This is a genomic window from Streptomyces sp. NTD91 (assembly GCF_059510455.1).
In genome coordinates, this window is sequence record NZ_JCAJZW010000009.1 from 130,304 (window position 1) to 141,980 (window position 11,677).

11 protein-coding genes and 1 pseudogene are annotated in these 11,677 nt (G+C 73.0%); 11 read left to right on the forward strand and 1 reads right to left on the reverse strand.

The features are described from left to right. Positions 1-104: 104 nt before the first annotated feature. Together AC5WRT_RS13320 and AC5WRT_RS13325 are read left to right on the forward strand one after the other, a co-directional pair. Positions 105-257 (forward strand): annotated as a pseudogene (locus tag AC5WRT_RS13320) (amino acid permease C-terminal domain-containing protein); the annotation flags it as partial. A 54-nt stretch (positions 258-311) separates the two neighbouring features. Further along, complete coding sequence (locus AC5WRT_RS13325) at positions 312-764, forward strand: Lrp/AsnC family transcriptional regulator (RefSeq protein ID WP_031174468.1); 453 nt, start codon at positions 312-314, stop codon at positions 762-764. A 120-nt stretch (positions 765-884) separates the two neighbouring features. Here AC5WRT_RS13325 and AC5WRT_RS13330 read toward each other — a convergent pair whose 3' ends face one another. Continuing rightward, positions 885-1,625, reverse strand: a complete 741-nt coding sequence (locus AC5WRT_RS13330) for a GntR family transcriptional regulator (RefSeq protein ID WP_496093329.1) — start codon at positions 1,623-1,625, stop codon at positions 885-887. Between the two features lie 203 nt (positions 1,626-1,828). Here AC5WRT_RS13330 and AC5WRT_RS13335 point away from each other — a divergent pair, with 203 nt between their 5' ends. From AC5WRT_RS13335 to AC5WRT_RS13375, 9 genes are all read left to right on the forward strand, one after another. Continuing rightward, positions 1,829-2,986: an ABC transporter substrate-binding protein gene (locus AC5WRT_RS13335; protein WP_496093328.1), complete on the forward strand. Its 1,158-nt coding sequence runs from the start codon at positions 1,829-1,831 to the stop codon at positions 2,984-2,986. Beyond that, complete coding sequence (locus AC5WRT_RS13340) at positions 2,983-3,879, forward strand: ABC transporter permease (RefSeq protein ID WP_496093327.1); 897 nt, start codon at positions 2,983-2,985, stop codon at positions 3,877-3,879. Before AC5WRT_RS13335 ends, AC5WRT_RS13340 begins: the two co-directional genes overlap by 4 nt. Next, entirely contained in the window at positions 3,867-4,685 is an 819-nt protein-coding gene (locus AC5WRT_RS13345; RefSeq protein WP_496093326.1) for an ABC transporter permease, read from the forward strand. Before AC5WRT_RS13340 ends, AC5WRT_RS13345 begins: the two co-directional genes overlap by 13 nt. A 5-nt stretch (positions 4,686-4,690) precedes the next feature. Further along, positions 4,691-5,761, forward strand: a complete 1,071-nt coding sequence (locus AC5WRT_RS13350) for an ABC transporter ATP-binding protein (protein WP_496093325.1) — start codon at positions 4,691-4,693, stop codon at positions 5,759-5,761. 14 nt (positions 5,762-5,775) lie between these two features. Beyond that, positions 5,776-7,287, forward strand: a complete 1,512-nt coding sequence (locus tag AC5WRT_RS13355; RefSeq protein WP_496093324.1) for an HAD-IA family hydrolase — start codon at positions 5,776-5,778, stop codon at positions 7,285-7,287. A gap of 55 nt (positions 7,288-7,342) precedes the next feature. Then, positions 7,343-9,811: a sensor histidine kinase gene (locus AC5WRT_RS13360; RefSeq protein ID WP_496093323.1), complete on the forward strand. Its 2,469-nt coding sequence runs from the start codon at positions 7,343-7,345 to the stop codon at positions 9,809-9,811. Beyond that, positions 9,801-10,238, forward strand: coding sequence for a roadblock/LC7 domain-containing protein (locus AC5WRT_RS13365; RefSeq protein WP_496093322.1), 438 nt, complete (start codon positions 9,801-9,803; stop codon positions 10,236-10,238). The genes AC5WRT_RS13360 and AC5WRT_RS13365 overlap by 11 nt, the downstream gene beginning before the upstream one ends. 7 nt (positions 10,239-10,245) lie before the next feature. Beyond that, positions 10,246-10,626, forward strand: coding sequence for a DUF742 domain-containing protein (locus AC5WRT_RS13370; RefSeq protein ID WP_496100237.1), 381 nt, complete (start codon positions 10,246-10,248; stop codon positions 10,624-10,626). A 213-nt stretch (positions 10,627-10,839) separates the two neighbouring features. Then, on the forward strand, positions 10,840-11,628 hold the full coding sequence (locus tag AC5WRT_RS13375) for a carbon-nitrogen hydrolase family protein (RefSeq protein ID WP_496093320.1): 789 nt from the start codon (positions 10,840-10,842) through the stop codon (positions 11,626-11,628). Positions 11,629-11,677 lie beyond the last annotated feature (49 nt).

Below are 11,677 nucleotides of genomic sequence, written 5' to 3' on the forward strand. Positions count from 1 at the left end.
GCGCGTGCTCGATCAAGGCGCACCCCCGCACGACCGCACAGCGACCGCCCCCGCGTCCCCGGGCGTCGCCGCGCACCTCATGCGGCGCAAGCCCGTGGAACGCGTCGCCGGTGCTGCCCGCGCTGGGCTTCGCCTTCTGTGTCTGGATGATGGGCAGCCTGTCGACCGTCACCTGGATCGTGTTCGGTGTCTGGATGGCCGTCGGGCTCGTGTTCTACTTCGTATACGGCTATCGCCGTTCCCGTCTCGCGACGTGACGACGTCGCGGTGACGGCAGCGAAGTGACCTGACGAAGAAGTGAAACACCCCCTGTGCTGAACGATCTCGACGAACGCATCGTGCACGCCCTCGCCGAGGACGCCCGCCGGTCCTACGCGGACATCGGGCAGATGGTCGGCCTGTCCGCACCCGCCGTGAAGCGGCGTGTGGACCGGCTGCGCGCCACCGGAGCGATCACCGGGTTCACCGTCCGGGTGGACCCGGCGGCGCTCGGCTGGGAGACCGAGGGGTACATCGAGATCTACTGCCGGCGCAACACCTCGCCCGACACCATTCAGCGGGGCCTCGAGCGGTACCAGGAGGTCGTGGCCGCGTCCACCGTCACCGGGGACGCGGACGCGATCGCCCAGGTCTTCGCCTCCGACATGCGGCACTTCGAGCGTGTGCTGGAGCGGATCGCCGGGGAGCCGTTCGTGGAGCGGACCAAGTCGGTCCTCGTGTTGTCGCCGTTGCTCAGGAGGTTCTCCTCCGGCGCCCCGGGCTGAGCCGGATCCGGCTGCGCACCCGCCCCTCGGGCACGCCCGGATGGAGCTCCCTGAGGGGCGCGGGACCCGCGCGCCCTGCCACACACCACCCGCACCCGGCGAACCGCAGGGCGCCGCGAGCTACTCCGCGGTCTTGCGCGCGAGCGCGTTGTTGCCGATCGAGTTGTGCACGCTGAAGCTCACCGCGTCCGAGCGGTAGCGGTCGTCCGACCACTCCACAGGGCGCCCCTCCCGGGTGGTCGTCACCCGGCGTACCCGCAGCAGCGGGCTGGTACGGCGGACCCCCAGCAACTCGGCGTCCTGGGCGCCCGCCGCAACCGCGTCGATGATGTGCTCGCCGTAGGCGAAGACCAACCCCGTGTCGTCGTAGAGGCGTTGGGTGACCGAGGGGCAGTCGGGCTCGATGGACGCGACCGCCGGGGAGATCCAGTCGGCGTAGACCGTGCGTTCCAGCAGCACCGGTTCGCCGTCCAGGCCGCGCACCCGCAGGACGCGCAACACCTGCGTACCAGTGGGCAGTTGGAGGCGTACGGCGTCCTCGTGGGTGGCCGGGCGGTACTCCTGGGTCACCACCCGGCCCGTGGCCTCGCGACCCATCGCGCGGGCCCACTGGGCGAAGCTGCGCAGCTCCTCGAAGCTCTGGCTGCGGCGGCTGGCGAGGACCACGCGCCGGGCGCCCTGACGGGAGCCGATGAGCCCCTCGGCGGTCAGGGCCGCCACGGCCTGGCGGACCGTGCCGCGCGAGACGCCGTAGTGCGCGGCCAGCTCCGACTCCGAGGGCAGCCGGCTGCCGACCGTGTACTCCTCGCGGTCGATCGCTCGCCGCAGCTCGTCGGCGATCTCCTCATGTCGCGCCGTCATGCTTCCCCTCTGCTCAGGCCGCTGTGCACAGCGTGACCAGCCTAGTCGAGGTCCAGAGTGATCGGCGCAGCTCCCGATTGTGCAAAGAATCGGGGCTCAGGGTTTCGCCAGTGTTTACGATCCCGACACCATGTGCAGGCTGACTGAGGTCAACTTGTTCAGACAAGTTCTCCGTACACCCTCGTACGTCCCCTGGAGAAGCCGTGACCGTGTCCCTGCCGAGAACCGCCCTGCTCGGCGGCCCCCTCGCCGTCGTCGCCGCGCTCGCCCTGAGCGCCTGCGGTGCCGCTCCGACCAACTCGACGACCACCGCCGACGGCAAGAACGCCGCCACGGCCACCTCCGCCGCCGACTTCGGCGGCATGGACGCCCTCGTCGAGGCGGCCAAGAAGGAGGGCACGCTGCACGCCATCGCGCTGCCCCGGGACTGGGCGAACTACGGTGCCCTCATCGACGGCTTCCAGAAGAAGTACGGCATCAAGGTCCAGGTCGAGAACCCCAGCGGGACGAGCCAGGACGAGCTCAACGCGATCACGTCGCGCAAGGGTCAGGACCGCGCCCCGGACGTGGTCGACGTCGGCAGCTCCTTCGCGCTCACCGGCGCCCAGCAGGGCCTGTTCGCCCCGTACAAGGTGGCCGGCTTCGCCGACATCCCCAGCACCCAGAAGGACCCGCAGGCCCGCTGGTACAACGACTACGGCGGCTACATCTCCATCGGCTGCGACGCCAAGCGCGTCAAGCACTGCCCCACCAGCTTCAAGGACCTCCTCAAGCCCGAGTACAAGGGGCAGGTCGCGCTCAACGGCAACCCGACCCAGGCCGGTGCCGCCTTCGCCGCCGTGTACGCGGCCTCCCTCGCGAGCGGCGGCTCCTTCGACGACATCCAGCCCGGCATCGACTTCTTCGGCAAGCTGAAGAAGAACGGCAACTACACGCCCGTCGAGGCCCACCCGGCCACCATCGAGAAGGGCGAGACGCCGATCACCATCGACTGGGACTACCTGAACGCCGGGTACGCCGACGAGTTCAAGTCAAAGGGCGTGGACTGGCAGGTCACGGTCCCCGCCGACGGCAAGTTCTCCCAGTACTACTCGCAGGCCGTCAACAAGGGCGCGCCGCACCCGGCCGCCGCCCGCCTGTGGGAGGAGTACCTGTACAGCACCGAGGGCCAGAACCTGTGGCTCAAGGGCTACGCCCGTCCGGCGCGGATGGACGCCATGCAGAAGGACGGCACGCTCGACGCCGCCGCGGCCGCCAAACTGCCGAAGGTGACGGGCACCCCCTCCTTCCCGACCGACGCCCAGCAGAACAAGGCGAAGACGGTCGTCACGCAGGGCTGGGCGAAGGCCGTCTCCGGATGACCGCCGCCCTCACGCGGGCCGACGTGGTGACCGCCGCTTCCTCGAAGCGGCGGCGCCGCGTTCCCGGCTGGCTGGCCGTCGCCCCCCTGCTCGTCTTCACCGCGCTCGCCTTCGGGCTGCCCGCCCTGGCGATGCTGAACGGTGCCTTCACCGTCACGGACCCGACCTCGGGCGCCACGTCGTACACCACCGCGAACATGACCGGATCGGTGCAGGGCGCCTACCTCACCGCCCTGCTCGGCAGCGTCAAACTGTCCGCCCTGTCGGCTGCCGTCGCCACCGCCCTCGGACTGCCGCTCGCCCAGGCCGTGGTGACGTCCCGCTCCCGGATGCTGCGCGAGGCCGTGCTCACCGCCTCGGGGGTCCTCGCCAACTTCGGCGGTGTACCGCTGGCCTTCGCCTTCGTGGCGACGCTCGGCAACGCCGGTGTGCTGACCACGCACCTGGGCCTCGCCGACACGGGCTGGGACCTCTACAGCTTCTGGGGTCTGGTCGTCGTCTACCTGTACTTCCTGATCCCGCTGATGGTCCTCACCGTCACCCCGGCCCTGGAGGGCCTGCGCGGCCAGTGGCGTGAGGCCGCGCAGAACAACGGTGCCACCACCGTGCAGTACTGGCGGCACGTGGCCCTGCCCGTGCTCGCGCCCACCCTGCTCGGCGGGTTCGTCCTCCTCTTCGGCAGCGCCTTCGCCGCGTACGCCACCGCGCGGGCCATGGTGGGTGCCGCGGTCCCGCTGGTCACCCTGCAGATCGCCGACGCCCTGTCCGGCAACGTCCTGATCGGCCAGGAGCACGTGGCGCTCGCCCTCAGCCTCGACATGGTTCTGGTCGCGGGCCTGGTCATGGCCGTGTACCTGCCCCTGCAACGACGGAGTGCGCGATGGCTCGCCTGACCCCTTGGCGGTGGGCCGTCCTCGGCCTCGCCGGACTGTACTTCCTGGTCCCCCTCGCCGCGTCCGTGATCTTCACCGTCGACGTGCCCGGACAGGGCGTCACCGTCGATGCCTACACCCAGATCGTCTCCGCCGACGGCTTCCTCTCCAGTCTGCGGCTCTCGCTGGAGCTGGCCGCCGCGACGATCGCGCTCGTCCTGCTGCTCATGGTGCCCGCCCTGGTCGCACTGCGCCTCGGCGCTCCGCGGCTGCGGCCGGTCGTCGAAGTGATCTGCTCGCTGCCGCTGGTCGTGCCGCCCATCGCGTATGTCGCAGGGATCGTCACCGTCCTCAAGTGGGGACCGGACTACCTCTCCCGCACCCCGCTCTTCATGACCTTCCAGGCCGTCCAGAACCCGAGCTTCCCGTTCGTGCTGGTCCTCGCCTACGTGGTGATGGCGCTGCCGTTCGTCTACCGGGCCCTGGACGCCGGGCTGCGTTCCATCGACGTGCGCACGCTCGTCGAAGCCGCCCGCAGCTGCGGTGCGAGCTGGCCGCAGGCACTGCTGCGGGCCGTGCTGCCGAACCTGCGCGGGGCGCTGCTGAACGCGTCCTTCCTCACGCTGGCGCTGGTGCTCGGCGAGTTCACCGTCGCCCAGCTGCTCGGCTTCACGCCCTTCGCCGTGTGGATCTACAGCATCGGCAGTTCCCAGGCCCAGTTGTCCGTCGCCGTGTCCGTGCTCAGCCTGCTCGTCACCTGGGCCCTGCTCCTCGCGCTCGCCGGTGCCGGCGGCGGACGCACCCGAACCGCTCCTTCCCGGGGATGACCTCCATGACCGCCACCCTGCCCGACACCCGCATCCAGGCCGCCGCCGTCGAATTCCGCTCACTGCGGCGGGAGTTCGGGAGCGCCGTCGCCCTAGACGGGCTCGACCTGACCGTCCGTCCGGGGGAGTTGCTGGCCCTGCTCGGCCCCTCCGGCTGCGGCAAGACCACCGCCCTGCGCATGCTCGCCGGGTTCGAACACCCCGACTCCGGAGCCGTCCTGGTGGACGGCGAGGACATCACCCAAGTCCCGGCCCACCGCCGGGACGCGGGCATGGTCTTTCAGTCGTACAGCCTCTTCCCGCACCTGAACGCCGTGGACAACGTCGCCTTCGGTCTGCGCATGCGTGGCGTCCGAGCGGCCGAACGGCGCGCCCGCGCAGCCGAGTTGCTGGCCCTGGTCGGCCTGGCCGACAAGGGCGAGCGCTACCCGCACCAGCTCTCCGGCGGCCAGCAGCAGCGCATCGCCCTGGCCCGCGCACTCGCCCTGCGCCCGCGGGTGCTGCTGCTCGACGAGCCGCTGTCCGCGTTGGACGCCAAGGTGCGGCTCACCCTGCGCGAGGAGATCCGCCGGCTCCAGCAGGAGCTGGGCATCACGACGCTGTTCGTGACGCACGATCAGGAGGAGGCGCTGTCCGTCGCCGACCGGGTCGCCGTGATGCGCGCCGGGCGCCTCGAACAGTGCGCCGGGCCGGCAGAGTTGTACGGCCGTCCCGCGACCGCCTTCGTCGCCGAGTTCGTCGGCACCATGAGCCGGATCCCGGGCGAGCTGAAGGACGGCACGGTCGAAGTGCTGGGGCAGCGGCTGCCGGCCGACGGCGAGGTGCCGGACGGCCCGGTGGACGTGCTGGTGCGGCCGGAGGCCGTCCGGGTGGCCGCCGACGAGCAGGGCACTGCCCGGATCGTCGCCACCGCCTTCCTCGGCGCGGTCGTCCGCGTCACCGTGCGGCTCGCCGACGGCACCGAGGCCAAGGCCGACCTGCCCGCCCACGAGGCCGCCGCCCTCGGCACCGGAAGCGCCGCCTGCCTGTCGCTGCCGGAGCGGCCGGTGCTCGTGGCCGAACGTACCCAGAAGTGAGGAATGACCCCGACGTGACCCCCCACGCCCCCCGACGCCCGCTGCAGGCCGTCCTGTTCGACATGGACGGCACGCTCGTCGACACCGAGCGACTGTGGTGGGAGGCCGTCGAGCAGGTCGCCGGACGCCCGCTGACCGAGGCCGACCAGCCGGACGTGCTCGGCCGCCCGGTCGAGCACACCGCCGCCTGGCTCGCGACGGCCACCGGCAGGCCGGCCGCCGAGCTCGCGGCCGGACTGCACCGGGAGTTCGCCGAGCGCGTCCGCACCGGGACCGTGCCCCGCCCGGGCGCCGTGGACCTGCTGGACGCGCTGGCCGCCCACGGCATCCCGGTCGCCCTGGTCACCGCGTCCCCGCGCGCGGTCGCCGACATCGTCCTGGACGCCCTCGGCGCGCACCGGTTCGCGGTCTCCGTCACCGCCGACGACACCGCCCGTACCAAGCCCGCCCCCGACCCCTACCGGGCCGCCTGCCGCGCCCTCGGCGTCGACCCGGCCGCCTGCGTGGCCGTCGAGGACACCGGGACCGGCGTCGCCTCGGCCGAGGCCGCCGGCTGCGCCGTCCTCGCCGTGCCGTCCCTCGCGCCGATCGGCCCGGCGCCCGGCCGGACCGTACGGGACAGCCTCACCGGCGTCACGGTCCGGGAACTGCGGCACATGGTCGCGCCCGAACTGCGGGTGATGACCTGGAACCTGTGGCTCGGCGGCAGCGAGGTCGACGACCACCGGGCCAAACAGCTCAAGGTCATCGTGGAGAGCGGCGCCGACGTCGTCGGGCTCCAGGAGACCGGCGGAACCGCCGCCCAGGAGCTGGCCGAGGCGCTCGGCTGGCACCACCACCGGGCCGGCGAGAACCTCGGCGTCCTCAGCCGCCACCCCATCACCGCCCGCTTCGGTGACCCGGACGTCGGCTTCTACGGCGCCGCGGGTGTCCGGATCGCCGTGACGCCCGGCCGCGAGGTCGACGTGTGGACCGCCCATCTGCACTACACGCCGTACGGCCCCTACGAGTCCGTCTTCGACGGGCTGCCGGCCGCCGAGCTGATCGCCCACGAGGAACTGCGGCTGACCCAGATGCGCGACGCGCTGGACCGTATGGCGAAAGCCTCGCGCGACGGCGTGCCGGTCGTCCTCGTGGGCGACTTCAACTGCCCCTCCCACCTGGACCGGCCGGACGTGGCCTGGCCGGTGACGAAGGCCGCCGAGGACGCCGGCTTCGCCGACTCCTTCCGCGAGGCCCACCCCGACCCCGCCGCCGAGCCCGGCCACACCTGGTCGCCGGTCCACCCGGTGCACGAGGACGGCAGCGGCCGACCCGAACCGCAGGACCGGATCGACTACGTGCTGCACCGGGGCCTGACCGTCCGGGACGCGCACACCCTCGTCACCGGCAATCCCCGGCCGTGGCCGCACGTCGCGGACAACGACTGGCCCTCCGACCACGCGGCCGTCGTCACCACCTTCGCACTGCCGCCGAGCCGGGTCCCACCCGAGGTTACCGACGGTCACCATTGCGGTACGCGGTGACCGTGCCGTAGGTTGTGCCGCACTTTCTACTGACTGGTAACACCGGTAGGTCTCCATGCGCTGGCCCCTTGGCCGTCCCACCACCGTCCGCGCGCGGATCGTGGCGCTCGCGCTCGCGCCGGCCGTCGCGCTGATGGCGCTGTGGAGCTTCGCCATGTGGTCCGTCACCGGTGAAACCCGCGCCCTGGTCCGGCTCCAGGGGGTGTACGAGGACTTCGGCACCCCCGTGGACACCGCGGTCGGGCAGATCCAGATCGAGCGCCGGATGTCCGCTGCCTACCTCGGCGGCCGCCTCGACACGGCGGCGGCCGGCCGGCTGCTCGAACAGCAACGCCGCACGGACCGGGCCGTGGACGCCATGCGGCGGGCGATCCGGGGCGGCGACCGCGGCCGGCTCACGGCGCGGCAGCGGCAGGCGCTGGACGCCATGGACACGGCCACCGGGAGGCTGGACGGGCTGCGCGCGCGGGTGCTGTCCCGGCACATCACCTGGGACCGGGCGGTGGACGAGTACAGCGCGCTCGTCGAGCCCGGCTTCGACGTGGAGTCGACGCTCACCGCCCTCCAGGCCGGGCAGCTCGCCCGCGAGGCACAGGTCGTCATCGAACTGGTGCGGGTACGCGAGTTCGTCTCCCGGGAGGACGCCCTGGTCGCCGGCGCGCGGGCGGCGGGCACACTGACCGACGGGCAGTACGGGACGTTGACCGCGACCATCGAGGACCGGCGGGTCTTCCAGCGGACGTACGTGCCGGACCTGCCCGGCGACTCGCGCGCGCTGTTCGAGGACTTCCAGCGCGGGGAGCTGTACGGCTCACTGGTGCGCGGTGAGGACGCGCTGCTGCGGGCCGGGGCCGCGGACGCCGGGAAGGCCGTCGCCGCGCAGACCTGGCGGTCCACCACCGACCGGGCCGTGAAGCGGTACATGGAGCTGTGCACGCGATCCGCCGAGAACTCCGCCGCGCGCGGCCGGGCCTTCGCCTACCGGGAGCTGACCAAGGCGGCCGTGGTCGGGGTGGCCGGCCTCGCCGCGGCGGGGCTCTCGCTGTGGTTCGCCGTCCGCGGCGCGCGGCGCATCTCGCGGCGCCTGGAGACGCTGCGGGACGCGGCCGACGTCCTGACGCAGCGTCAGCTTCCGGACGTCATGCGAAGACTGAGTGCCGGCGAGGAGGTGGATGCGGTGGCGGAGGCGCCGCCACTGGCCGCCGACGAGGTGCGCGACGACGAGATCGGGCAGGTCGGCCGGTCCTTCAACACCGCGCGGCTCGCCGCTGTCGAGGCCGCCGTGAAGCAGGCGACCCTGCGCCGGGGCCTGTTCGCGGTGCTGCTCAACATCGCCCGCCGCAACCAGGCTCTGGTTCACCGCCAGCTGAAGCTCGTCGACACCCTGGAGCGGCGCACCGACGACCCCGACGTCCTGCGCGAGCTGTTCCGCATCGACCACCTGACCACGCGTATGCGCAGGCACGCGGAGAGCCTGATCATCCTCTCCGGCGCGGCACCCGGGCGCCGCTGGCGCCGGCCCGTGCCGGTCGCGGACGTCGTCGCCTCGGCCGTCGGCGAGATCGAGGACTACGCGCGCGTGGTGGTGCCGCCGATGCCGGAGATCGGCGTGACGGCGGACGCGGTCGCCGACGTCGTTCACCTGGTCGCCGAACTCCTCGAGAACGCCGCGGTGTTCTCACCCCCGCACACCCAGGTCACCCTGCGCACCGGCCGGGTCGGGGGCGGCTTCGTGCTGGAGATCGACGACCGCGGCCTCGGCCTGGACACCGAGGCCCGCGACCGGGCCCACACCACCCTCACCGACCCGGACGCCTTCGACCCCACCCGCCACGACCGCCTCGGCCTGTACGTCGTCGGCCGCCTCGCCGCCCGCCACGGCATCGAGGTGAGCCTGCGCGATTCGCCCTACGGCGGTACGACGGCGGTGGTGCTGCTGCCGGAGGCGGTGCTGGCGGCGGTCGAGCCGCGCCAATCCGGGGCGGCGGTACGGGAGTTGCCGACGAGGAAGCGGGCGGCCGTGTCCACCCCGGGTGAGCCGCACGGCGCTCGCGCCGGCGCCCTGCCCACACGGCAACGGCTCGCGTCCGTGCCGGCGCCGGGCACCCCTGAGACGGAGGCTGCGCGCGAGAGGCCGTCGGCCGACCCGGCGGCTCGGACCGCCGGCGCCTCGGGGGCCGGTTCCACGCCGTCCCCCGGGGAGCGGCCGGCGCCCTCGACCGCGCCCGGCCGCGAGGCCGTGTCCGAGTCGCCGGTGTCGGCCCTTCCCACCCGGGTCCGGCAGGCCTCTCTCGCACGGGAGCTGCGGGACGAGCCGCCGGCACGGCAGAGCGGGACCGAGGCGCGGCTCGACGCCGACGAGATGCGGGCCGTCTTCGGAGCCTTCCAGCGCGGCTTGGACCGCGGCCGCAAGGGACTGCCCCCACCGGACCACGCCCACAACGCGCCCGCCGATGCCGAGGCCGACCCCGAACCCCCGACCAGCCACGCCCACGAAGGGACCGACACCGATCATGAACGGTGACGACCGTACCCCGGAGCCGCGGGAGCCGGCGGCCTCAGCGCCCGGCACGGACCTCGGCTGGCTGCTGGACGACCTCGTGGCGCGCACGGACCACGTGCGCCAGGCCGTGCTGCTGACCGCCGACGGGCTGCCGCTCAGCAGCTCGGACGGGATGCGCCGACGGGACATCGAGCACCTGGCCGCCGTCTGCTCCGGCTTCCACGGCCTGGCCCGCTCGGCGGGGGAGCGGTTCGGCGCGGGCGAGGTGCGGCAGAGCATGGTGATGCTCGACGACGCCTACCTCTTCATCACCCCGGCCGGGCACGGCAGCCGGCTCGCCGTCCTCAGCGAGGCCGGCACCGACGTCGGCCAGCTCGCCCACGAGATGGCGCTGCTCGTCCGCCGCCTCGGCCGCCACCTGGACGCGGCCGCCCGCACCCCCAGATGATCCCGCGGTGAGCGACGAGCACTGGTACGAGGACGAGACCGGGCCGATGGTGCGCCCCTACACGGTGACCAGGGGCCGTACCCGGCCCTCGGCCGGGCACGGCGTCGACCTGATGTCCCGGGTCACCGCGCTCGACACCGACCCGCCGCCACCGGCCGTCGACCACGCCGGGGCGGCACTGCTCGAGCTGATCCGGCGCGGCCCGCGGCCCGTCGCGGAACTGGCCGCGGACGCCGACCTGCCCCTGACCGTCCTCCGGGTCCTGCTCGGAGACCTGGCCGAGGCGGGCCTCATCCGCATCGACGAACCCCGCCGCCACCCGGTCGGCGGCCAGGCGACCGATCCCGGGCTGCTGCGGGAGATCATGGAGCGCCTGAAGGAGCTGTAGGCGGGCCCGGTCGGCGGCGCACCAGCACCGGGCTGCGCCCACCGGCGTGCGCAACGAATCGCCGTCCGTGACCCGCCGCACGCAACGAAGTGCGCACGGGCGCGCAACGGCTCCTTCTTGTCCGGCCGAGCGCGCCGACCGTACCTTTTTCGTGGCCCCGAAAAAACATCGCGGCCCGCCCTCGAACAAGCCTCTTTCCGGTGAGGACCCCGCATGCGCACCGCCCTGCTCCAGAGCTCCGGCCGCCCCGGCTCCGTCGCCGAGAACCTCAAGGTCCTCGACGCGGCCGCGGGCCGTGCCGCCGCCGCGGGCGCCGCGCTGCTCGCCTCACCGGAGATGTTCCTGACCGGATACGCGATCGGCGACGCCGTCGCGCGCCTCGCCGAGCCCGCCGACGGCGCCTGTGCCGACGCGATCGCCGAGACCGCCACCCGGCACGGCATCGCGATCGCCTACGGCTACCCGGAGCGCGACGGCGGGACCGTCTTCAACTCCGCCCAGCTGATCTCCGCCGACGGCACCCGGCTCGCGAACTACCGCAAGACCCACCTCTTCGGCTGCTTCGAGCGCGACCACTTCACGCCGGGTGAGCAGCCGGTCGTCCAGGCCGAGCTGAACGGCATCACCGTGGGCCTGATGATCTGCTACGACGTCGAGTTCCCGGAGAACGTCCGCGCCCACGCCCTGGCCGGCACCGACCTCCTCCTCGTCCCGACCGCGCAGATGCACCCCTTCCAGTTCGTGGCCGAGTCCCTGGTGCCGGTGCGCGCCTGGGAGAACCAGATGTACGTCGCGTACGTCAACCGGGTCGGACAGGAGGAGGAGTTCGAGTTCGTCGGACTCTCCGTGCTCGCCGGCCCCGACGGGATCGCCCGCGCCCGGGCCGGCCGCACCGAGCAACTGATCGTCGCCGACGCCGACCCGGCCCTCCTGGCCGCCTCCCGCGAGGCCAACCCGTACCTGAAGGACCGCCGCCCCGGCCTCTACCGGTCCCTCGGCTGAGCCGCCGGCACACGCTTCCCCCAGTTTCACCTCGTGCAAGGAGTCCGTA